General features: G+C 60.7%; 18 protein-coding genes. 2 read left to right on the top strand and 16 right to left on the bottom strand.

Annotated features, from left to right (window positions below; genetic code table 11):
* The first annotated feature begins 65 nt into the window (after nt 1-65).
* Nucleotides 66-455 carry a hypothetical protein gene (locus R3C19_16520; GenBank protein MEZ6061951.1) on the top strand — a complete coding sequence of 130 codons (390 nt, stop codon included), beginning with the start codon at nt 66-68 and terminating at the stop codon, nt 453-455.
* 92 nt (nt 456-547) lie between these two features.
* Here R3C19_16520 and R3C19_16515 read toward each other — a convergent pair whose 3' ends face one another.
* The 15 genes from R3C19_16515 to R3C19_16445 form a co-directional block, all read right to left on the bottom strand.
* Complete coding sequence (locus R3C19_16515; protein ID MEZ6061950.1) at nt 548-1,129, bottom strand: sulfotransferase family protein; 582 nt, start codon at nt 1,127-1,129, stop codon at nt 548-550.
* Nucleotides 1,130-1,156: 27 nt separating this feature from the next.
* Nucleotides 1,157-1,993: a hypothetical protein gene (locus tag R3C19_16510; GenBank protein ID MEZ6061949.1), complete on the bottom strand. Its 837-nt coding sequence runs from the start codon at nt 1,991-1,993 to the stop codon at nt 1,157-1,159.
* On the bottom strand, nt 1,990-2,190 hold the full coding sequence (locus tag R3C19_16505; protein ID MEZ6061948.1) for a hypothetical protein: 201 nt from the start codon (nt 2,188-2,190) through the stop codon (nt 1,990-1,992). Before R3C19_16505 ends, R3C19_16510 begins: the two co-directional genes overlap by 4 nt.
* A 35-nt stretch (nt 2,191-2,225) precedes the next feature.
* Entirely contained in the window at nt 2,226-4,280 is a 2,055-nt protein-coding gene (locus tag R3C19_16500) for an alkaline phosphatase family protein (protein MEZ6061947.1), read from the bottom strand.
* On the bottom strand, nt 4,277-6,400 hold the full coding sequence (locus tag R3C19_16495; protein MEZ6061946.1) for an alkaline phosphatase family protein: 2,124 nt from the start codon (nt 6,398-6,400) through the stop codon (nt 4,277-4,279). The genes R3C19_16500 and R3C19_16495 overlap by 4 nt, the downstream gene beginning before the upstream one ends.
* A 1-nt stretch (nt 6,401) precedes the next feature.
* A complete protein-coding gene (locus R3C19_16490) occupies nt 6,402-8,882 on the bottom strand; it encodes an aryl-sulfate sulfotransferase (protein ID MEZ6061945.1) in 2,481 nt (826 codons plus the stop codon).
* Between the two features lie 159 nt (nt 8,883-9,041).
* Nucleotides 9,042-11,384 (bottom strand): serine/threonine-protein kinase, encoded by a 2,343-nt coding sequence (locus R3C19_16485; protein ID MEZ6061944.1) that lies wholly within the window; start codon nt 11,382-11,384, stop codon nt 9,042-9,044.
* 27 nt (nt 11,385-11,411) lie between these two features.
* Nucleotides 11,412-11,993, bottom strand: a complete 582-nt coding sequence (locus R3C19_16480) for a sigma-70 family RNA polymerase sigma factor (GenBank protein MEZ6061943.1) — start codon at nt 11,991-11,993, stop codon at nt 11,412-11,414.
* Nucleotides 11,994-12,200: 207 nt separating this feature from the next.
* Nucleotides 12,201-13,487: a DUF1501 domain-containing protein gene (locus tag R3C19_16475; GenBank protein MEZ6061942.1), complete on the bottom strand. Its 1,287-nt coding sequence runs from the start codon at nt 13,485-13,487 to the stop codon at nt 12,201-12,203.
* A 94-nt stretch (nt 13,488-13,581) separates the two neighbouring features.
* Nucleotides 13,582-15,828, bottom strand: coding sequence for a DUF1549 and DUF1553 domain-containing protein (locus R3C19_16470; GenBank protein ID MEZ6061941.1), 2,247 nt, complete (start codon nt 15,826-15,828; stop codon nt 13,582-13,584).
* Complete coding sequence (locus tag R3C19_16465; protein MEZ6061940.1) at nt 15,825-18,335, bottom strand: PPC domain-containing protein; 2,511 nt, start codon at nt 18,333-18,335, stop codon at nt 15,825-15,827. The genes R3C19_16470 and R3C19_16465 overlap by 4 nt, the downstream gene beginning before the upstream one ends.
* 208 nt (nt 18,336-18,543) lie before the next feature.
* Nucleotides 18,544-19,302, bottom strand: a complete 759-nt coding sequence (locus R3C19_16460) for an SDR family NAD(P)-dependent oxidoreductase (GenBank protein MEZ6061939.1) — start codon at nt 19,300-19,302, stop codon at nt 18,544-18,546.
* A 33-nt stretch (nt 19,303-19,335) separates the two neighbouring features.
* Complete coding sequence (locus tag R3C19_16455; protein MEZ6061938.1) at nt 19,336-19,536, bottom strand: hypothetical protein; 201 nt, start codon at nt 19,534-19,536, stop codon at nt 19,336-19,338.
* A 16-nt stretch (nt 19,537-19,552) separates the two neighbouring features.
* Nucleotides 19,553-20,218 carry an acetamidase/formamidase family protein gene (locus R3C19_16450; GenBank protein MEZ6061937.1) on the bottom strand — a complete coding sequence of 222 codons (666 nt, stop codon included), beginning with the start codon at nt 20,216-20,218 and terminating at the stop codon, nt 19,553-19,555.
* Nucleotides 20,219-20,242: 24 nt separating this feature from the next.
* Nucleotides 20,243-20,485 (bottom strand): hypothetical protein, encoded by a 243-nt coding sequence (locus tag R3C19_16445; protein MEZ6061936.1) that lies wholly within the window; start codon nt 20,483-20,485, stop codon nt 20,243-20,245.
* A gap of 37 nt (nt 20,486-20,522) precedes the next feature.
* Here R3C19_16445 and R3C19_16440 point away from each other — a divergent pair, with 37 nt between their 5' ends.
* Nucleotides 20,523-21,896, top strand: coding sequence for a hypothetical protein (locus R3C19_16440; protein MEZ6061935.1), 1,374 nt, complete (start codon nt 20,523-20,525; stop codon nt 21,894-21,896).
* A 41-nt stretch (nt 21,897-21,937) separates the two neighbouring features.
* Here the strand turns inward: R3C19_16440 and R3C19_16435 are convergent.
* A partial coding sequence (locus tag R3C19_16435; GenBank protein MEZ6061934.1) for a tetratricopeptide repeat protein occupies nt 21,938-22,571 on the bottom strand: 634 nt, incomplete at its 5' end.

Genomic DNA, 22,571 nt, shown 5'->3' with positions numbered 1-22,571 from the left:
AAATTACCTTCGGCTGCGGGAATCGGGACGGCACACTGATTGGCTATATTAAATGGGGAGCCGAAGTGACGGGCAGCAGTTCGCTAAGACAGATCAAACGACTGGCCGAAGAAAACGACTTTCCGGCTCCGGACTTTGTGGTCACGACGATCAATTTCGAAGGGGCCAAAATCCCGGAACGCTACTCATTTGAAAGCCTTCGCTATCTTCCGGAGATCGAGGAGGTCTCACTGAAGAACACGGGTGTCCAGGTAGTCGGATTCGAATACCTCGCCGAATGCCACAAGCTGAAAACCCTGAATCTGGAAGGCACCCATGTCGAAGATGTGCACCTGAAACAGTGCAAGCCCCTGCCGAGCCTCAAGCTGATCAACCTGCGAGGAACCGGTGTCTCCGAGGAACTGATCAAAACCCTGAAAGCCACCAGCAAAGGCTGTCGTATCCTGTCGGACTGACAGCCTCGCCGTTCGGCCTCGCCGCTGGGCCTTGTCGCTTCCCGAAGGCTCAGCCGAGGCGGTTCGGAAGCCACCATGGTCTTTGCGCTTTGTCAGGAAGAGGCTGCTTCGCGGTTGCGGTAGAGCGACGTGTCAATTGCCGAAAGCGACTTGTCGATGTTCAGCGGCAGCGGAAGGAATGCAGCGATTGGTCTGACGGCATCGTTTCGGGCATTGAGCAGGTCGTGGTAGCTGACTTCAAGGAGACTCATGAAGGGCTGAGCCGGGATCCATTGCAGCAGCTTGTCGAGGTGTCTGGCAAAGGCCGATTTCATTGCGTCCCGTTCCGGAACCGGCTGACCGCGCCGCTGCAGCATCTTTTCCTGCGAAACGATGATCTCGTCGATGTCACGGCGCATAAAAATGATCCTGTAGCATTCGGTGGCGGGCAGGTCGTAGAGAAGCTGAGAGATCATCTTCACGGCTTTGCCGCGAGCATCGGGAAGCCACTGCTTGTCTTCCCGGATCTTCTTCACACGCTCAAACTCGAAGTAGCCCTTCGGGTTGTCGGTATCGGCCGTGCGGATTTCGTCGGTCAGCGGTTCGATTCCGCCCAGCGCCAGCATCTGCATCATCAGTGATGTGCCCGATCGCGGCAGGCCGGAAACGACGATGATTTCTTTCGATTCTGACACGGTTGTCTGCCTGTCTGCGGACCTGGGTTAGATGTTGACGTTCAGAAACGGTTTCGCGGCGAAGGCGCCGATCATGGAGACGATGAACCAGTAAATCACCCAGTTGTTGGTGCCGGATGAGAATCCGTCGCGGTCCGGATACGTGACTTCGATGGACTGAACGACGGAATCCGGAGGAAACGGCGCTTCTCGGGGATGCATCAGCAGTTCCCCAAGAACTCTCGACGGACGCTTGATGCTGACCGGTTCGTATCCGCGGCCGCTGGCGAATTGCTTGGTGAAGGTTTCGCCGGCCACGTCGAATTGAAGTTCGTGGACGCCGACTTTCGCGGGAGTCAGGTTCCAGCAGACCATATGTCTGCCCGGGATTCTGACGGGGCCGGTTACGATGGTGGCCGTGTCCGTCGACGTCATGCGGATCGTGCTGACCGCGTCGGCAGCATCTTCCTTCAACTGCACGGTGACCACGGATTCTTCGTCCGCGGCTAAGGGACGTGCCTGGTACCAGAGTGACATCTGTCCGAGGACCAGGATCATCGGGACAGTCAGCACAGCCATCGGAACGAGCGAAAACAGCAGCAGTTTTGCGGCTCCGGCCAGCAGTCCGGCCTGGCACCGGAGGCTGACGCGGATGTTGTCCCTGAACAGCGACAGCGCCAGCATGTTGGCTTTGATCGCGTCCCGGGTCCTTTTGATGCCGGACTGGTTCGACGTGTACTTGAAGACAACCAGCATCAATACGCCGGTCACGATGCCGATGATCGTTGATGACAGCCAGCCCGGCAGCCACTGCACGGGCGCGAGCAGCACCGAACCGGCGGCGCTGGCGAGTGTGTTTAACCAGATGACGATCTGTGTGATCATCGGTTGCCCGATTCGATATAGCCGAGTCCGCGGAGCTGATCGGCGACCTGGCTTTCCGCATCGTCGTCTTCGCCGATCTTTCGGATTTCGTTTTCAATCGCAGTTCGGATCAATTCGTCGACATTGCTGTAACCAGCCTTCTGAGCGGCCCTGCGGGCTCGTTCATAAAGGCCGTCGTCAATTGTTGTTTTGGGCATTTCGGTCTCCGTGAGCCATGCGTCAGTGTTGGAAGTTATGATCTGAAGATGCCTGAACCGGACATGGTGTCGGGCACGGGCAATCCGAACTCCTGCAGGATGCCGGGTGCGATATCGACAAGCGAGGGATCGGTCTTGTCGATCGTCTTGTTGCAGAACAGCACTCCGGGAACCTCCAGCGCATCGGCACAGTGATCGGCGGCCCATGCCGATGTATTGTCCAGCAGCGTGTCTTGCGTCAGTTCGCCAAGGCAGGTTTCCCACGACGCCCGATAGCCGCGCGCATAACCGATAATCAGGTCCGGTGCCAGGGCGGTTGCGTTGCCGGAGTAGATCTCATCAGCGCGATAGACGTTGCGGATCACCCTGTTGCCGTTGAAGTCGCGGACGTTGCGAAGCCGCGCCGAGAGTTGCCGGAGCAGTTTTTCCTGCTCTTCGCCGGGTTCCACGATGCCTTCGGATTCGCGGCCCTTCAGATTCAGATACAGGCCGTTGATGCCAAGCCCGTAGGCTCGCGTTCGCGACCAGTCACCGTCGACCAGCACGTTGGTGCATTCGCGCGGATTGAGGTAGCCGAAGTCGCGCAGCCAGGAATTCAGGTTGAACTGCCTGCCAAAGTTGGCGAACCCGTGGTCGCTCATCACGAAAATGGTCGCCCGACCGCCGTATCGGTCATTGATGTCGCCGAGGATCGAATCGAGCCGCCTGTAGAGATCCTTCACATATTGAAAGCGGGCGGCGGCTTCCGGGCTGCTCATCATCGGGTGCCGGGCATTGCCGTCCGATTCGTCCCACCAGAACATGTGCGACTGCAGGTCGCTGCTGGAAAAATAGAAGAACAGCAGTCCGTCTTCGTAGTTTTCGACGGCGTACTCGAACAGGGCGAGCCGCTCCTCAAGCACATGCGTTGCCTGCCGCCGGAACTCGTCATCGTTGAAGATCCCGTTGGACCGCGCCTTGTGGTCTTCCTGAAAACCGGTCGTGTAAAACAGTCCCAGTTTATCGGAGACATCGGTGATGAAGTCGGCGGGTTCAGAAAGCTGCACAGCCGGGTCGGACGGATCGACGTTGATGGGAGTCACATACAGCCGGCAATTCGGCGCGATCTCCTGCAAAAGAATTCGGCAGACGCCGCTGGCGTGCTGAGCGGGCAGCGGTTTCGGAGTGGAGACGGCGAAGTCCAGGCGGATCCAGTGACTCCATTGACCGGGACGCAACATGATTCGCCGGCCCTGAATCTCAATCAGCGCCGCGCCGGAGTTGCGGTCGCGGTGTATCTCGAACGTGATTTCCAGCGGCTTCGGGTTCTTTCGCAGGGCATCGGGCGGGCCGACGATTTTCGATCGCGCGGAATCGCCGTCGAACTTCAGCCGGGTTCGAATGCCGCCGCCTTCCTCCAGTCCTTCGTCCGGCGAGTCTTCGCTGAAGTATTGATACGTTCCATAGGTGCCCAGCATGTCGGGTGTGCCCATGCCGGAAATACACTTGTGGTGCCCGTATTGCGACGGGCTGGGCGGATAGTTGGAAGGCAGGTCATAGAAGACGGAGTCAATCTTCTTCGCATCAAGATAATCCCAGAACGGTACACCCTGCCTGCGCAGCACTGTCTGCGGCGGTTTGTGACCGAAAGGCCAGAAATCCAACTGCAGTTGATGATCGCCCCATTCGATAAAGCCTTCACCGGGCAGCGTCTCCGCTGCCGAGAAGAACGGCGCACACTGGTCATGCGGGTGTCGGTGGATGAAGTCGAAGATGCCGTGCGAACCCGGACCGCTGCCGTTGATGAAGTTCGACCACGCGACGGGGCTTTGCGGCGGAATGCTGGTACCGAGCTTCCTGAAGCCGCCGGCGGCCGTCATTTTGGAAAGGTTCGGCAGTTCGCCCGCAGACATCATCGCGCTGCTGAGACGCGGGTCCATGCCGTCGATGCCGATGACAATGACTTTCTTTCCGAGACTTCGCGAAACGCGATTCGGACCGCCGACGAAATAGCTGGCCGCGCTGATTCCCGCAGCGCCGGCGGCCAGCGCGGCTCCCGAAATCAGTGTGCGCCGGCTGATCCGGCCGGCATCGGTCTTCGGATCGTTCATGCGACGTCCGCCTTCTGCTGATTCGCGGAATCAACCGGCGTGACCTCCCTGCGCTTGCCGATTTCCAGCACTCGCCCGTCCATGTAGTCCGGCACCGGGCAGCCGAACATCTCCAGAATCGTTGGCGCCAGATCCAACAGACGCGGATTGGCTGTTTCGATCGCGTGGTTCGAAAACAGAACTCCCGGCACCACCGACGGATCGACGCAGTGATCGCCACTCCACGCCTTCTTGTTGTCGCTGAAGATTTCGGTGCCTGTTCGGCCGACTGCGGCGTCCCAGGACACGCGATAACCTTTGGAATATCCGACAATCAGGTCGGGGGCATTCTGTCGAAATGGACCGCGATAGGCCCTGGCTGCCTGGTAAACCGATTTGATGGCGTTGGAATTGGTCAGCGGATCGACGAGTCCCCGCAGTCTGCCCGCGATTTCCTCACGGAGCGATTCGGCGTCTTCGTCGGCGACGATTCCCTGGTCGAATTTGTTTCTGAGGTTGATGAAGATGCCGGTCAGGCCGATCGCGAAGGCCCGCGTCTGTGACCAGTCGATTCCGGCCAGATAGTTGGTCCTTCTCGCGTCGTCGTCGACAACCAGGTAACCGTTGACTTCAAGCCACCGGTTCAGGTCGATACCGCGTCGGAAAGTGTTGAAACCGTGATCGGACATCACCAGCAGCAGCGTATCGTCGTCATCGCATCGGGACAGCGTGCGCCCGACCAGATCGTCCATGCGCGAGTAGAGGTCTTCAATGGCCGTGGCGAACGCTGCCGGAACCTGCGGCGGTCGAGCCGGATGCGATTCGTCAAGATAACGCCAGAACATGTGCTGCATCCGGTCAGTTCCGTCAAAGACGCAGACACAAAAGCCTTCGGGCACTTTGTCCAGACCGTCGAAGAACATCTTTTCGCGTTCGACGTCGATGTCCCGGCACTGTTGCAGGAAGTGCTGGTCTTCCAGAACTTCTTCACTGAGCCCCCACGTGTCTTCGGCCAGTCCCAGAGTCGCGTACGGCCCCTGCCGTTTGGCAAGATAGATCGGATAGACCCTGGGATAGCCGATCGCCATCGCCGGGTTCTCCGGATCAATATGAATCGGCGTGGCGTACAGACTGAATTCGTCCGCGACCGACAACAACATGAACCGGCAAACGCCCTGAATCGATGAACCCCTTCCGATTCGGAACTTCACGGTGATCCAGTCCGTATACTGGCCGAGCTTCAGCTTGTGCCGGCCACCATTGATCATCAAAGTTGCGGAGTCGTCACCGCTGACCTTCACGGTAAACGGCAGCCGCATCTCGCCATCAGCCGGCTTGTTCGGGTTTGGTGGTCCGAGCAATTCGCAGGAAACGGTGTCGCCGATTCGCTTGACGTAGTGAACCTCGCCGCCGGTCTTTTCGTTGCCGGAAGCGTCACGAGTCGTGAATTGCGAAAACGTCCCCTGCGTTCCGCGAAGATCGGGAACGCACATCGCGGAAAGCTGCACGCCGTTCAGCTTCTCGGGCGGAAACGTAATCGGTACCCGGATGACGCAATTGAAAACACCGTAGTCGCTGAGAACACTCCAGAACGGCTTGCTCTTGCGAAGCATGCGCACGTCTGGTCTCTGAAAGGTGAAGAACTTTAGCGGGCCGATTCCGATCGATCGTGTTGCGGATCGAATCTCCACCGACGACAGCTTCGGCTGGTAAGTCTTTTCGTCCGGCGTGAGGAAGTCGAAGATGTTGTGCTTGCCGGGATTCACACCGGTCTGAAACGACGACCACGCCACCGGTGAAATCGGCGGCAGTGTGCTTGCCAGCGCGTTGAAGTTGCCAGTCTGTTTCAGCCTCGCCAGATTCGGCAGCCGGCCCTCGTCCAGCAATCTTGACGTCAGACCGTAGTCCAGTCCGTCCAGTCCCAGCACAACGACTCGTTTGAATCGTGGCTTCTTCGGCGGACGCTTTCGGAAGAAGGCGCGAATAAGACGCTTGATCGGCCAGAACAGAATCATCGAGACGGCCGAAAGCAGCGCGCCGAAGATCGCCAGGAAGGAGCCGGCCAGTGCAAAACCGGCTCCCGGTCCGATGTAACTCAGAATCGCCGAATCAAGCAGCGACAATGAATGATCCGGATTCATGTTATTGCTCGACCTGTTCGTTCAGCTTTTTGCCGGGCGTCAAATCACGACCCTGCAATCCGGTGTAGTCCGCGGCGTATTTGTAGGCCCGAAAAATTCCGCCGGGACCACCGGGACCGCCCGGCCCGCGACGCCCCGGTCCGCCGAACCCGCGCCCTGGACCGCCGCCGTTGTCACCGCCTGCACCGGGGGGACCGAAGCCGGGAGGCGGTCCGCCGAAACCACCGGGAGGCCCGAAGCCGCGACCGCCGCCGCCGGGAGGACCAAAGCCCGGAGGTGCAAAGCCCGGTCCGCCTCCGCCGGCGAACATGTTTTCCATGTCGCTGATCTGCTTACGCTGAACGTCCGTCAGAATCGCGTCCAGCCGGGCTGTGACGTCCTTTTGAATCTCCGCCAGCTTTGCCGTTTGCTCGTCCGTCAGCTCCAGTTCCTTCTGCCTTGCTTCAGTAAGAACTTCGCCGACACGGGGAGGTGCCGGAAATCCGCCTCGCCCGCGTCCACCGCGCCCCTGACCACGACGGCCTCTTCCATCAGGGCTCTGTCCGTCGGGAGGTCCGGCACCATCAGGAGGTCCGAAGCCACCGGGAGGACCGAAGCCTGGCGGACCGGGAAACCCATTGTCTGCGTTGAGCTGCCTGAACTGACTTTCGCTCAGCAGGTCTTTCAGCTTCATGTCGACGTCGTCCTGTAGAGCCTTGATCTTCGCCTGCTGATCTTCGTCGACACCCAGCATTCCCGCCAGAAAGCCGGGCACGAGCCCGCGGAACATGGAACCGGGGCCGCCCGGTCCGAAGCCAAAGCCGGCACCCGGATGTTTGTAAACCCAGACCACGTCTCCATCCGGCGTGACTTCGAACAGCACAGCCTGAGTGCCCGAACAGATGAATGTGTTGCCGTTGGGAAGACGCTGACAGCCCGAAATCAGCATCGAAAAGAACTCGGGCGTGTCCTTCGAACCAAATCGCCACTCGGCCTGGAACGGTTCAAAGGCAACGTACTCTTCCTTTTCGTACGTGCCGTCATCCGCGAGAGGCAGGACGACTTCATCCGCGGACGAATACGTTCCGTCCGGACGATTGCCGCCGTTGTTAAAGACCAGCATGTTTCCGGCGCCGGGAAGGCCGTCGGCAATCCAGTGAGCACAATGCTGAGCGAAGAGCTGTTGGTCCGTATTCGTTCCGCTGCGATAGGCTCTTGGGTTTCCCCAGCGGTACAGCAGGTCACCGCCCTTCCCTGACTTGCCGCCGGAATGTGAAGCCGCTTCGTCGGTCGTCGTGCTGTGGTCGAGGATCCATACTTCGCTGAATTCATGCACACTGATCATGATCTGATCGAGCCTGGGGTTGTACGCGACGGAGTTCACATGCATCCAGTCGCCACCGTCGCCTGGCCCGCCGCGACCTGGCCCGCCGCGACCTGACCCGCGACTATCGCCGTCCGTGGGCGGATTCTGTCCGTCACGGCCACCGGCGCCGTCCGGTGCTGCTCCCGGCGGAGGCGCTGCCGTGCCGCCGCCGACGTACCCCAGGGAACGCAGCCTGGCGAGCTGTTCCGGATCCTGCATCATGCGATCCATCATCCCGCTGGTGAAATTGATGTCGACCAGCTCCGGATGTTCTGAAACGTCGCCGTAGTTTCTCTTTTCTTTGTGAACTTCCTGAATCAGGTGATCCCAGGCATACCATTCCCAGACAACTTCGCCTCCGTCCCTGCCGGCGGGTTTGATTTCCAGAATGGCGTCGGCCTGCAGCGTTTCGGGAGCAATCGTCGGCAGGCGTCCGGCTTCGATCGATTCTTCCTTCGTGTGCGGATCAGTGCAGACAACCAGCACGTTGCCATTGGGTAACGGGCAAATGTCGTGGTGAGGGCGCAGCCGGGAGTACTTCGTATCGCGGAATGTCTCCGTGAACGAAAAGTCCCACACCAGAGTGCCGTCCCAGTCGAATTCCTGAATTCGACCACCCGCTCCCGGAGCAATTCCACCCGGTCCTCCCGGACGAAATCCGCCCGGACCAAAACCGTCGGCGGCACCCGGCCCCTGACGATCACCGTCCGGTCTGTCCGGTTCACCGGGAGCCTCCGGACCGCGACGATCGCCGTCAGGACCATCGGGTCGATCGGGTCCGCCCGGTTCTGCGGGACGCCCCGGCCCGCCGCCGGGAAACCTTCTTTCGGCACCGGGTCGCAGCAGGTGCCCGTTCGGCAGCAGATAGGCGCTTAGCGCGGGTGTGTAGTCGCTTTTCCATTCGTTGACGACCCGGCTTTCATTGTCGATCAGGTAGGTCGACGTGGAATTCATCGGTGCGACCAGAACATAGCCGGCCATCGCCTGCGGCTTGTTGACGGACAGGCCGACTTTGGGATTTGCCAGTGCAGAATCAATGGTCGCGTTTTGGGAACCGCGTTCGCCATCCTGGGCTCTGGCATGCAGACCACACAAAACCGTCGCTGAAAGTGTTGCAGCAAGAAGATACCTGTTCATTCCAGCTCCTCGGGCATGGGGAAAGTCGTGAACTCCGGGCTCCGGGATTAACGTGCGAGATTTGCGCGAGAAAGGTGACAGCACATTTCGCGAAAATCCCAAACGGACAAAGATGCGGCGAACCGAGACGCTTCGCAGAGGACTGATCGTCTGCGGGATTCAGCGTCTGAGCATCGCCCGGGCGGCGGATTCCAGCTTCGCCATCGGCGCCGGATCCACAGGCCGACCGTTGATCTGCAGGGACGCTTCCGACAGCAGGATGTACGCTTCCACGCCGTCGAACCACGGAAACCGTGCGGTACCGGACGTGCTCATGCTTTCAATCCACTTCGTGTGTTCGGCGGTCGCGGCGGAAAGTGACTTCCGGGCGGCATCGGTTTCGCCTAGCCGGTGCTGAACGAGCGACAACAGCGGCATCGCGAGTTGCATTGCACCGGCGCCGAAGAACGAATCGCGGCGGCTGGACTGCAGCAGTTCCTTTGCCCGGTGGAAGTTGCCGTTTCGGTAGTGGGCCATGGCTGCGGCATACGCGGTCAGTTCGCGCGGTAAGCCGAGCTGCGGAACGCCCGGGCCGAACGGTCGACCCGGCGCCGGCGGACGCTGCCGGTCATTTTCCGGAAGACCACGCGCTCGGTCATCCGGGGGGCCGAATGGAGGTCGCGGCGGATTGGAATGTTCCAGCAGCGACTCCAGGCGTGCCGCCAGCGATGCCGCGCGATCCTGTTCGATCGGCTGCAGGCAGATGGACCGACACGCCAGCGTGATCAGCGCCGCATCCTTCGACTTATCCAGTTTGTCGGACAGCGAATCACAGATCGCCGCGTACGCCTCGCGTTCCCCCGCATAGAAACACAACTGCGGCACGCCCCACCAGGACGGATCGTCGGCGGGCGTTCCCAGCGCGATTGCCCTCGCGTAGTCGCTGGCGGCCGGCTTCCAGGCTCCAAGTGTCGCCAGCAGCGAACCTCGGCCGGCCCAGGTCAGAAAGTGGTCCGGCGACAACTCCGTGGCCCGCGTGTAGTCTTCAAAAGCCTGCTGAATCCGCCCCTGATCGAAGTTGGCTCGCGCGCTGACCAGGAGGATGTTGGCGTCCCGGAGGCGCTGAGCAAAATCGACCGCTTCCCGCCTCAGCCGTTCGGTTTCCTGCTGTGCACGTGTTGCCCGAATGGCCTGCCACGTGCTGACGACAGTGCCGCTCACCAGCGAAAACAGAACGACCGAAGTCGCCACAAGCACCAGCCGGTGGCGGCCGTAGAACTTTCGGAATCGATACCACTGCGAAGGCGGACGAGCGACCACCGGCTCCGCATTCAGATAACGCTGCACGTCGCGAGACAGGTCCGCGGCCGTGTCATACCTGCGGACTCGATCCTTCTCCAGAGCCTTCATCACCACCCAGTCAAGATCCCCGCGGAGGCGGCCGGCAAGCTCAAGCCGGTCCGCGACAACATCCGTCCCGGTCTCCACTTTCATCGCACGTGCCGTCGACAGCCGCAGACTCGGGCGAGGCGGCTCTTCCTCACGAATCATCTTCCGCATTTCGTCGAACGACGCGGTCTGCATTCGCATCTGATCGAACGGCGTCAATTCGGTCAGCAGCTCATACAGCAACACGCCCAGCGAATAGACATCACTGCGGGTATCGACATCAAACGCATTCATCTCCGCCTGCTCGGGGCTCATGTACATGGGAGTCCCGATCAGCTGTGCGAACCGCGTGTAGATTGTCTTGTCCGTCAGGGGCTGATTGATGGCCTTGGCGACTCCGAAGTCAATCACCTTCACGACAGCGGTCGTGTCGTGCATCGCCACCAGCACGTTCGAAGGCTTCAGGTCGCGATGAATGACGCCCTTCTGGTGCGCATGATGCACGGCTTTGCAGACATCGGCAAACAGCGCCAGCCGCTCCTGAAGCGACAGTTTCTTCTTCCGGCAGAAGGTTGTGATCGGAACACCGCGGACCAGTTCCATGATGATGAACGGCTGGCCTTCCTTCGTCGCACCGGCATCGTACACCTGAGCGATGTTCGGATGATTCATCAGTGCCAGCGCCTGCTGTTCCGCTTCGAATCGTGCCAGAACTTCTTTTGTATCCATTCCCGGCTTCAGCAGTTTCATCGCCACATCGCGTCTGACCGGCTGGTCCTGGCGAGCCACATAGACCTGCCCGAAACCGCCTTCGCCGAGTTTTTCCATCAGGCGAAAGCCGCGAATCGTTTCACCGGTTCGATCCACCGAACACGACCCGTCCGCGTCAAATTCGGAATTCGACAACTCGAACGCTTCGGCAGCCTGCTGCACATGCCGGTGCAGTTCCGCGCGCGGATCGTTGCTGTCATCCAGAAGGCCTGACGGCTTTTCGTGAGACGCCAGCAGCGACTGCACCGAACGGCGCAGTTCCGGGTCATTCCCGCAGGCGCTGTTCACGTAGGCGAACCGTTCCTCATCCGACTCGATGTCGAGCGCGTTGAGAAAGATCGATTTCTCCCGGTTGTTCATCATGACGCCTGCCGCCTGACCCGGCTGTGATTATGACGGCGGATCCGCAGGTTCGCTGTCAATTTCCCGCTGCAGCCACGCCCGGGCGTAATTCCAGTTGCGTTTCGCGGTGCGTGAAGACACGTCGAGCGACCGCGCAGCTTCCTCAACGGTCAGGCCGCTGAAAAATCGCAGCATCACCAGTTGGTAGCAATCAAAGTCGACATCCCGAAGCTTCGTCAGGGCTTCATCCAGCGACAGCAGACCCGCCCAGTCATTTTCCGGCGATGTTGCGATCGCCTCAAACGGCAGTTCCACCCGGTTGAGTTCGCCGCCTCGCTTCAGACTGGCCTTCCGGCGAGCCGATTCGATCAGAATGCGGCGCATGGCTTCAGCGGCCGCTGCGTAAAAGTGCCCGCGACTGTTCCACTGCTGAGACGAAGCATCGCCCGCCAGCCGCAGCCAGGCTTCATGCACCAGCGCCGTGGGCTGCAGCGTATGGCCTGCCTTTTCGACCGCCATTTGCCTTGCGGCCAGCCGCCGCAATTCGTCATAGACCAGCGGAAGAAGTTTCGCCGCCGCCCCGGCGTCACCCGCTTCGACCTGATGCAGAATCTGCGTGACGTTTTCCATGGAATGGCGGTTGTCTGTGAACGTGCAGGCTCAGAAACGCGGGCCAGCGAGATCATACGCATTTCGACGCAGCCAATCCTGTCGCGTGAGCTGAAATTCTGCCGGGGCGAACGCACGGAGTCTGGTCGGCGCATTCCGCGGCGATCCGTCGTCGTCGTTCCTGGCCGGAGGCGGAAGTCCGCGCCGCGGGCCTGAGCGTTGCGCGGGTTACAGCAGTTCGTGAATGGGTTTGCCGCTGCCGGTGATGCTGATCGGTCGGCCGCTGGCATCGTCGAAGTGTGTCCCCGGCGAGATTCCCAGAACGTTGTAGATCGTTGCCAGCAGGTCGAGCGGTGTGACCAGTCGTTCGGCGACGCTGCCGCCCCATTTCTCACTGGCGCCGACGATTCGTCCGCCCTGAATTCCTCCGCCGGCAAGCAATACGCTGAAGCAGTCCGACCAGTGATCGCGTCCGGCATGACCGTTGATCCTCGGAGTGCGTCCGAATTCACCGACGCAGTAAACGATCACATCGTTCAGCATTCCGCGGTCTTCCAGATCCTGAATCAATGTGGCGATCGCGCGATCCAGAGGAGGCAGGTGTGTTTCCAGTCCTTTCGCGATGTTGTCGTGATGGTCCCAGTTGCCGGTGTTGATGTTGACGCAGCGTGCTCCCGCTTCAATCAGCCGCCGCGCCAGCAGCGCACTCTGGCCGTACCGATGGCGACCGTATTGATCCCGCAATGCGGACTTTTCGGAGCCGATGTCGAACGCAGCCCGCATCTGGTCGTCGGCAACCATGGTCAGTGCCTGAGTCTTGAAGGTGTCCAGTCCGTCCATCACACCGCTGTCGTCAATGTCGCGCCGAAGCGTATCGAACTGTTTCAGCAGAAATCGTCGCGACTCAACGCTGCTCACAGACAGACCGGCCGGAAGTGTCAGATTCGGAAGCTGAAATTCCGCGTCATTCGGGTCGGCGATCACCTCGAACGGATTGAACGCCTTCCCGAGATAGACGGCACCCTGATATCCGAACGCTTCCGATTTGGGCATCGTGATGTACGCGGGCATGGGCGGCTGCCGGGAACCCAGCGTTCTGGAAATCACCGATCCAAACGACGGCTTCTGCGGCGCGTTGCGAGCCAGAGTCGGACCGAAGTAGCCGGTTTGCATCCAGTGCGACGACGGCGCGTGAATGCCGTTTTCATGATGGACGGAACGGACGATGGAAAACCGGTCCGCCACCTGAGCCTGCATCGGCAGCAGATTGCCCAGGACCAGCCCGGGAACGGATGTTGTGACCGGCGAGTACATGCCGCGATACTCCGCCGGAGCATCCGGTTTCAGGTCATAGGTGTCCTGCTGACTGAGACCGCCGTCAGTCCAGAACACAATGATCGACTTGCCGCCGGCCGCACGACCGGATTCGGCGGCGCGGGCTTCCCGACGCAGCAGGTCGGACAGTCCCAGTCCGAGTGCGGGGATTCCGATCTGAAGCAGATTGCGACGCGTCAATCCGGCGCAGTTCCGGAACGATGGACCGGTAAGTTGCAGCACGATGGAAGTCTCCCCGACAAGAGCGAACGAATGCCGCTCCCCTTCGGCGGTGTTAATGATTGAACAGAAATTCGTTCGTCGCGAGCAGTGACCAGAGCAGCGAGCGGCACGCTTCGGCCTTGTCCGACTGTGATTCCAGAAACTCAACAGCCACGTCAAGTTCTTCGGGGCGCGGCGGTCTTCCCAGAGTCTTCAGGAACATTTCCGTGGCTTGCCGCGCAGCAGGCTGATTGCCGGCTGCCACGCGCTGAGCGTATCCGTCTTCATGCACGAGTTTTCGCTGGATCTCGGCGGAGTTCACAAGTTCCAGCGCCTGAGTCAGCGCCGGCGCGTCGACTCGTTCGCATTCGCAGGCCGACATCCGCGCCGGGCGGCCGAAAACATCCAGAAAGCCGGCGGGAACATTTTCATCCGGCAGATCGATCGCTCTCGTTCCGACGGGGATGCCTCCCGGAAATTCCGTCGGCACTTCCAGAACCTGGCTGAATCCATCCAGCAGAACTTCCGCCGGCAGTCGCCGGGGATAAAAGCGCGCGAAGGATTGTGTGTCTCCGGCATTGCTGTCGTTCGGAATTGATTCCAGCCGGTAGGCATAGCTGCCGGCAATCCTGCGAATCAGGTGTTTGATGTCGAAACCGCTGGCGATGAAGTCGTTTGACAGAGCATCCAGCAGCTCCGGATTGCTCGGCGGATTCGTGCTGCGGGCGTCATCGATGGGATGAATGATCCCGCGACCCAGGAAGTGAGCCCACATGCGATTGACCATCGTCCGCGCGAAGAAGGGATTGTCAGGACGTGCCATCCATTCGGCGAGTTTGACGCGAGGATCTTCATGGCGGCGGATTTCAAAGATTTCGCCGCCGAGTGCCGTGGGACGAAGCACTTCCTGAGTTCTCGGATGCACAACCTGTCCCGTGTCACTGACGAAAATCGTTTCGTTCGTCGGGACTTCGGCATCGGCAAATCCGCCCTTTCGACCAACGCGTGCGAACACGGCGGCCAGGCCGTAGTAATCCGCCTGGCTCCACCGTTCCGCCGGATGATGATGACACTGAGCACACTGAATGCGAACACCCAGAAACGCCTGAGCCACCGATTCCACGTACTCCGGCGACTTACGAACCGTGCGATACCAGATTGTCGGCGGATTCTCGCTCTGGCTTCCGCTGGCAGTCAGAATCTCGGACACAAACTGGTCATACGGCTTGTTGGCGGCCAGCGAATCACGAACCCAGCCGGCGAACAGTGTTGTCCCGGCCCTTTGGCGGCTGGTGGAATATCCGGCACCGCGATTCTGAAGAATATCGGCCCACTTCAGTGCGAAGTAGCTTGCGTATTCGGGCCGCTCCAACAGTCGGTCGATCAGACGGGCGCGCTTATCGGGACGGACATCATTGGTGTAGTCCTGAATTTCCGCCACCGTGGGAAGCGTGCCGCAGATGTCGATCGTGGCCCTGCGCAGAAACGTGGCGTCGTCCGCTGGCTCCGACGGCACAATTCCCAGTCGCCGCCACTGCTGCATCAGCAAGCGATCGAATTCAGAATCGCCGACGACCTGTTCGAGTTCACTGAGTCTTCGTTCGGCTTCTGCAGCCGCCGCTGCGTCACGCGCGAACGGCAAAACTGTGCCGAAGGAAGCAATCTGGTCTCCGAACCGAGCCATCACGGCGACGATTCCGGCCTGAGTGCCGGTCGTCAGCAGACCGCTTTCGTCCACGTCGGCGATATCGGGTTCGTTGGACTGAAATACTGACTGCCGCGTGACATCGCGTGAAGTGCCGTCCGAGAACCACGCGACGACGGACAGTTGTATCGACGAACCGGGGGTCAGCGTCTGTTCGGGCGCCGTCACTTCAATGCGTTCAATTGTCGGATCAGACACATCCGCCGGGCGGGCACCTTCGACGATCCACCGCAGCAAAAGTCGGTAATCGTCGCTGGCGGGATCGAGCCGTTTTCCACCGCCGTGCGGTGATGCGGCAGTCGCCTTCAGCAGCAGAAGACTTTGCTCCGGAGCTGCGGGAAACAGCCGACGACCGCGGCCTTCCCGCACGATCGCCTCATGGTCGAAGTCGGGTTCGAAGCCCAGCAGCGATAGGCGAAATCCGTTCTGGCCAGTGGCCTTGCCGTGACAGCCGCCGCCGTTGCAACCCAGCCGAGTCAATACCGGCACGACATCCGTCGCGAACCGAACCGGTACGCTGTCCGCGGCGGAAGCTCCGGAACCGAGCGGAACCAGCACTCCCAGTAACAGCAGCACAGCGCGAGTTGTTGTTGTCACGGTCATGGGATGCTTCATTCCACAACTTCCAGAGGCACAAAACAACTGCCAAAAAACACGGGCTCATCTTCCACGACACCAACGGTAAACAGTCTGAGAAACTGCTGATGTCCCAGCGGCGCGTCAGCGTTGACTTCAATCTGCAGCGAACCGGTATCCGTCTGCCCGACGAACGTTTCGCCGCGGCTGCGCAGTCCGGGAACATTGGTGATGACTCCGGGGGCCGCGAGTTCCGTGTGCATCTTCCCGATAAAGCCGTTCTGCCGCCGCGATGCGTACCGAATCTGAAACGTCTCCCCGCGCTGCACGACTTTCGGCGCGAATCGATCAGCTTCAATAAGAAACGCGGCCGGCTTGACGCGGAACGTCACAGCATTGCTGATAGCGACGATTTGCTCGGACTTCTGGTCGGGAGTCGGCACTGTTGTTTCCGCCTGAATGGCCAGCGAATAGCGGCCGGGAGCAAGCGACGGCGGCAGGTAGAAGCTGATATAGCCCCTGTGCTGTCCCTGCGGAATCACGGCCGTTTCATCACGAATCAGTGCGGGAAGGCCGACCGCGGAAAGTCGCACGGGAGCCCCCTGGTCGCCGTCGCGCCGATCGATCTGCACCGCCACGTCCAGCACACTGCCCGGAGCATGCTCAACCTGCAACGGTCCGTAGATATGGTGTTCCAGGATTTCTTCGGCACTTGCGGTGACCGCCAGCGGCGCATCGCCGGTGACGGCCAGCGGCGTCTGTGACGTCAGCCGGCTCCAGACCTGCGGAGTGTCCGGTCTGACCACGGTGGCCGACCGAACGGAAACTGCGTCGCAACCTTCGGCCGTCCCGGTCAGTCTGAGAACTCCGAGTGCGTCGTCGGCCGCCTGGTCCGCCGACACAACGATCACGCCGCGTTCGACATCCGGCCCCAGCCACACATCCGGACATTCGACACCCGACGGCAGATCGTCCGCGGAAATTCGAATCGCCCCGCTGAAACCGCGCTGACGCAGAGCGACGATGTCGAGAATTTCCCGTCCTCCGCGACGGAGATTCACGCGTCCGAATCCATCGCGGCGCGGTACCGCCACCAGTTGAAATCCCGGTTCCTCGCGGCGAACGCTGAGCCGATAAATTCGACGCGGATCCCTGGCAGCTCCGCCGCCGATGTTTCGGACGTTAATCAGAAACCTGCCGTCCACCGGAGCAACCCAGCGACCGCACGGGTCCAGGTGACTGGTCGAACACATCGTCCCGCCGATGTTTCGCACTTCGTCTCTGAAGCAGGCCAGTTCCCGATCGCCGGTTTCGTCGCAGACACTGATCTCCGGATCAACCGGCGACTGCAGGCGATCGGCGATGACTTCGATGTGGAAGACCTCACCGCGCCGAGCATCGAATGCGAACCAGTCCTGCTGGTGCAATTCCGCAAGCTGTCCTGCAACGATGCATGGTACCTGGACATTCTGCGCAGACTCTGGTGAATGGATCCCGGCGCGGGAGACGACAACGGGAACGTCGGTCAGCCCGAACGTGATCGCCGCCGACGAATGAGGCAGGTGCCAGGCAAATTCGTCGCTCACCGCCGCTGACGCCGGCGGCCTTTGCGCGATCGCGGGGCTTGACGATGTCGCTGTGTAAACCGTCTCAGAAGAATCGCCCGATGCCGATGGTTTCGGCGGTGCCCGGAGGTGGACCGTGACCGTTTGCAGTGTCCCTGACGGAGCGATGTTCGTTTTGGAACCGGGACTCAGGTTCCAGCCGAACAATTCGACCTTCGCTGACTGGCCGTATTGAATGATATCCGGCCGAGTGAACAGGACGCGCGGTGTGCTGCTGATGTCGAGCCGATAGAGATGCTGACCGCCGCCGGCTGACGTCAGGTCCTGCACCTGGACGATGTATGGCCCGTCCGCGGGAACTTCAAAATCGATCAGCGGATCGACGCCGAAGTAACCGCGGTTTACGGCAAGCTGACGACCCTGATCGCTGAACACTTTCAGGACGGCACGCAGTTGGGAATCGATCCGGCGGGCCGCGCAGTCGATGATCACTCGCTGCCCGGCGACGGCGTCGAAGCGAAAGCAGTCAGCATCACCCGATTCACTGATCTGTCCGTTGATGACGGCATTCATCGGAACCCGCTGAGCGTCCGGCAGCCCGGAATTCGGTTCCGTTTCGGTGAACTCCTCCTGATGGCTGATCACGAAGGTTCGCGGCGAACTGATTCCATGCGACGTCACAGCCCGAATGTCGTAGTACCCCGGAACCGCATCGTCCGGCACGCTGATGCGAACGCGATTCGCTTCCACGAATTCAAACGCGACTCCGTCGGCATTGCACTGCACCGTGCGCAGTTCCTCAAGATCAGTGCCGGACAGCGTCAGTTCCGTCGTCGTGCCTGCCGAACATCCGGCCGGGAACACGGTCGTGAGCAGCGGATCGGGAGGAGCGGCAGAAGCACCGCCGGTCACCAGTGTCAGGACGGCGGCACAAAGCGGAGTTCCGAAGACACTGCGCCATGTCAGTCCGGCGTCGGTCATGTCGGACTCCTTATGGCTACGGGCGGCATTACACAGGAAGGCAGTTTCGGGCGTGAACCAGAAATCCGTGAGGAAGGATATGCAGGATACGCACGGGCTTCGCGGAGTTGCAAGGTCCAGAGTATAACAACGGGCGCTCAACGATTCCCGGTGTGCATGCAGCGCCGGTCATTGGTCGGATCACTGTTCAGTGTTGTCCGGACGCCTGTTATGGCAGCATCACTCGACCGCCGCTGGCAACGATCGTCTGGCCGGTCGTAAAGCTGGACCGTTCGGACAGCAGGAACAGGACAAGTTCCGCAATTTCCTTCGCGTTTCCGATGCGTTTCATCGGAGTCGATGCGATCAGCGCATTCAGAGAATCGTGATCGACGCCGGACAGAATCTCCGTGTCGACCAATCCGGGGGCGACAGCATTCACGCGAACATTGTGTTCGGCGACGGCGGCCGCCAGGCTGCGTGTCAGTGCCACAACACCCGCCTTGCTGACCGAATAGGCAATCGACATCGGGCGAGCCACCAGGCCGGCGATCGACGAGACATTCACGATGCGCCCGAAACCACGTTCGATCATTTCGTCCTTGACCGCCCAGGTGGTCAGGTAACAGCCCGTCAGATTGATATCCAGCATCGTCTTCCAGGTTTCGAACGAAGCCCTGTCGTGTGTCGTGAATTCGAACACACCCGCATTGTTGACCAGTAATTCGATCGGACCCAGTTCGCTTCGGACCTGAGCAATCATCGCATCGACCTGAGCGGGCTGAGAGACATCGCCCGGACAGGAAATCGCTGTTCCGCCGCCGGCGCGGATCTGTTCCACAACGTGGCGGGCGGCTTCGGCGCCGGCTCGGTAGTTGACCGCGACCTTCGCGCCGGCTTCGGCCAGTCGCAAACAGCATTCGCGGCCAATGCCCCGCGAACCTCCGGTGACCAGAACAGTGCGGTTGTTCAGTTCGCGTTCGTTCATCAGATCCGGGTTCCGTTATCAGGACGACTTCGTTCAGGACAGTTGCACCAGGGACTTTGCGATCTTTGTGGCGACGGTTCCGATGTCGTAGTACCCGACCGAAATCTGTGCCGCATGAGTCAGCAGGTCGTAGCGCCAGCGGTTCCAGCCGTAGTCAGATTCCATCCACAGGATCAGCCAGGCAAACGCCTGAGCGACAGACCGTTCCATCGGACACCCTGTTGCGATCGTCATGATTTCGTCCGGAGATTCAATGCGCGCGGGGATCGACTGATTCCTGAGGAGGTTCACGGTGATGGTTGTCGCGCGCCGGCATTTCCAGACCGCTTGCCGACAGTTCGCCGTGGCCCATGGCTGCGTGGGCGTCACCCAGATACAGGTAGGCACCTTCGACAAACACCGGCAGATACACGGTGTTGCCGGGGCAGGTTTCGATGATGTCCATGTTGCCGCCATGCGGTCCGGCAGGACCGGTTGTCGGAACGCCTGTGCCGGGCGCCGTTCCGATGCAGCCCAGCATCGGCCGATAGGGCAGCGTGATCCGGTCGCTCCAGTAAATCAGGCCGTCGCGGATCGGGCAGACATGTGTGCCGTGCGGGCAATCGTCGCCCAGCCACTGCGCGAGTTGTCTGGGATCACTGGTGCGCGTGGCGCATTGGCCGATCAGTGGCTGGATGTCGTCAATCGTGACCGCCAGCGTATCGCCGGGGCCGGCACCTTCGACCAGAATCGGGCCCGTCTGAGGATTCCCGAACGGGCGTTTTGACTTGTCGCGCCGGTCGTCGTTGGTGCGAATCTGTCCGGAAAAGGCGTCCTCCGATTCGACCTGCAGCGTTTCGCCCGGCCGGATCGTCAGCCGCGGTTCATTGTGACGACTGAATTCGTAATAGAGTGGACCGATCGAAAGTCGCTGCATCGCGGTTCTCGTGAAACGGGGTTATCAGCGGTTCAGAACCGGCACAGCTTGTTTGCCAACGCTCGTGAAGGCAAGCGACAGCCACGCGCGAGGCGGTGGTCGCGACAAATCGATCTGAGGACGTCCGCTGTCGCGCACCTGACGAAACATCCCGTTGTAGTTCATGGCGACGACAGCCAGACCGTTCACCAGCGCTTGACGGCTGTCGTCGACGCTCATTCGGTACCGGCGACGCGGCGGATTGTTCACAATGCCGGCGTTGATCATTCCGGTGAATCCAAATCCAGCTTGCGACAGGGTCCACATGATGTTCTCACGCACGGTTTCGACGTTGTGTCACAGCATCGTATTGCTGTTCGCTCTGCCCTCGGTCGTCGTTGCACAGAACGCTCCGTACGACGTCTTTCCGGAAGCGACCCCGCCGTATTACCGGGTGCGCTACGAGGGTTCCAGCAAGCCGGGCGAGCTGATCTTTCCGGTGAATTACACGATCTGGATTCCGGGTAGCGTCGATGTATTGCGAGGCGTCGTTGTCCATCAGCACGGTTGCGGCGAAGGTTCGTGCAAGTCCGGACTGACGGGAGCCTTCGATCTGCACTGGCAGGCGCTTGCCGAAAAGCACGGCTGTGCGCTGCTGGCTCCGTCATACGAACAGCCTGAAGGAGCCGACTGCCAGATGTGGTGCGATCCTCGCAATGGATCGGACGCGGCGTTTCAGAAGTGCCTGGCAGATCTCGGTGAGATGTCCGGGCATCCGGAGCTTGCAACGGTACCGTGGGCACTGTGGGGTCACAGCGGCGGCGGACACTGGGCGGGCGGCATGCTGCTGATGCATCCGGAACGTGTGGCGGCCGCGTGGCTCCGTTCCGGCGTGCCCCTGCTGAAACCGAACCCGGAACGATCGACCATCAAACATCACGAGTTGCCCGACGCGGCGCTTCGCGTCCCGGTGATGTGTAACCTCGGGACGAAGGAAGGCGTGACGGACACGAACGGGCGCTTTGCCGGTGTATGGCCCGCCAACCAGGCATTCTTCGGTGAAGTTCGCGGCAGAGGCGGTCTGATCGGTGTGGCCGTCGATCCGCTGACGTCGCACGAGTGTGGCAATCAGCGGTACTTCGCCATTCCGTGGCTCGACGCGTGTCTGAGCATTCGACTTCCGGCAACCAGCGGCGCACCGCTTAACGCCATGCCTGCGGATGGAATCTGGCTGGCGAAGCCCATCGGGTCGGAAGCAGTTCGGGCTGCAGACTTCGACGGCGATCCACTGCAGGCAGCATGGCTGCCAAACGAAGCGATTGCCCAAAGCTGGATGCAATATGTTCGGGACACAAGTGTCGCCGATACAACTCCGCCGCCTGCACCGGGCAACCTGCGCGTAAGCGGCAGCGAACTTCGCTGGGATGCGGCAGCCGACGTCGAAAGCGGTCTGGCAGGCTTCATCATCGAACGTGACGGAAAGGTTCTGGCCAGCGTGCCGGAGAACGCCCGCAACCCGTTCGGGCGTCCGATCTTTCAGAATCTGCAGTACAGCGACACACCCACGCAGCCGCTGGTGCCCATGCAATTCACCGACACGACCGCCGACGCCGGCGCGAAGCACATCTATCGCGTCATCGCCGTGAACACCGTCGGCCTGAAGTCGGTGCCATCGGAAGTCGCACCGGCCGACAAGTAGCCGGCCCGGACGATCGGCCGTTGGTCAGCGATTTATCGCATCTACGGGACGTCTTGAGCATCCGGCGTCGCGGGGAACAACTGTCGGAACCGCGGCTCGTCGTGCAGCACGGTCAGATCGGAGTCAACTCGAACGTGCGCGGCTCGTGCAGCGTCGTCGAAGTACTTGCTCTGGTTCAGTTGTTCCAGCAGCGTCAAAGCGGTTTCCACGCATTGCTGCTGCGTTGGCTGATCGTTGTTTGACGCGTCGGTGGTGTCGGGCATCGCCGGAGCGGACAGGCACAGAATGCAGGCCACGTTGTAGAGATTGTCCGGGTGAACCTGAGATTCGCTTGCCAGCCGCATGGCTTCGGCCGCTGCATTGTGGAACTGCTTCGCCTGGACCATGCAGTAGGCTCGCGATACGAAGTGAGCCGGGCGGACGGGATTCCTGGCAACGGCGACGATGCGGTCCCAGTCGGAGACGGCGTCGGAATACCGTCCGAGAGCCTGCAGGGCATGTGCCCGGCACCCGTGAGCCGGTACCAGCGTGGTGTTCGCGTCGACGGGTTCGACCTGATTGGTGTAGATCTCTTCCGCAAACTCGACGGCCCGGTTGGCCACTGACAATGCTTCCTGCGGTCGACCGGTCTGCCGCAGCAATTCCGCGAGGTTGACCGACGTCGACGCGATTACC

This window comes from Planctomycetaceae bacterium, from assembly GCA_041398785.1.
Taxonomy (GTDB): Bacteria; Planctomycetota; Planctomycetia; order Planctomycetales; family Planctomycetaceae; genus JAWKUA01.
The sequence above is the reverse complement of the archived record's forward strand: the minus strand, read 5'-3'. Positions and strand labels throughout refer to the sequence as shown.

Coding starts and splice junctions, on each gene's coding strand:
- R3C19_16440 (MEZ6061935.1), top strand. CDS start 20,523: ATGATGTTCTCACGCACGGTTTCGACGTTGTGTCACAGCATCGTATTG.
- R3C19_16470 (MEZ6061941.1), bottom strand. CDS start 15,828: ATGAAGCATCCCATGACCGTGACAACAACAACTCGCGCTGTGCTGCTG.
- R3C19_16480 (MEZ6061943.1), bottom strand. CDS start 11,993: ATGGAAAACGTCACGCAGATTCTGCATCAGGTCGAAGCGGGTGACGCC.
- R3C19_16490 (MEZ6061945.1), bottom strand. CDS start 8,882: ATGAACAGGTATCTTCTTGCTGCAACACTTTCAGCGACGGTTTTGTGT.
- R3C19_16445 (MEZ6061936.1), bottom strand. CDS start 20,485: ATGATCAACGCCGGCATTGTGAACAATCCGCCGCGTCGCCGGTACCGA.
- R3C19_16500 (MEZ6061947.1), bottom strand. CDS start 4,280: ATGAACGATCCGAAGACCGATGCCGGCCGGATCAGCCGGCGCACACTG.
- R3C19_16485 (MEZ6061944.1), bottom strand. CDS start 11,384: ATGATGAACAACCGGGAGAAATCGATCTTTCTCAACGCGCTCGACATC.
- R3C19_16495 (MEZ6061946.1), bottom strand. CDS start 6,400: ATGAATCCGGATCATTCATTGTCGCTGCTTGATTCGGCGATTCTGAGT.
- R3C19_16450 (MEZ6061937.1), bottom strand. CDS start 20,218: ATGCAGCGACTTTCGATCGGTCCACTCTATTACGAATTCAGTCGTCAC.
- R3C19_16465 (MEZ6061940.1), bottom strand. CDS start 18,335: ATGACCGACGCCGGACTGACATGGCGCAGTGTCTTCGGAACTCCGCTT.
- R3C19_16460 (MEZ6061939.1), bottom strand. CDS start 19,302: ATGAACGAACGCGAACTGAACAACCGCACTGTTCTGGTCACCGGAGGT.
- R3C19_16510 (MEZ6061949.1), bottom strand. CDS start 1,993: ATGATCACACAGATCGTCATCTGGTTAAACACACTCGCCAGCGCCGCC.
- R3C19_16455 (MEZ6061938.1), bottom strand. CDS start 19,536: ATGACGATCGCAACAGGGTGTCCGATGGAACGGTCTGTCGCTCAGGCG.
- R3C19_16505 (MEZ6061948.1), bottom strand. CDS start 2,190: ATGCCCAAAACAACAATTGACGACGGCCTTTATGAACGAGCCCGCAGG.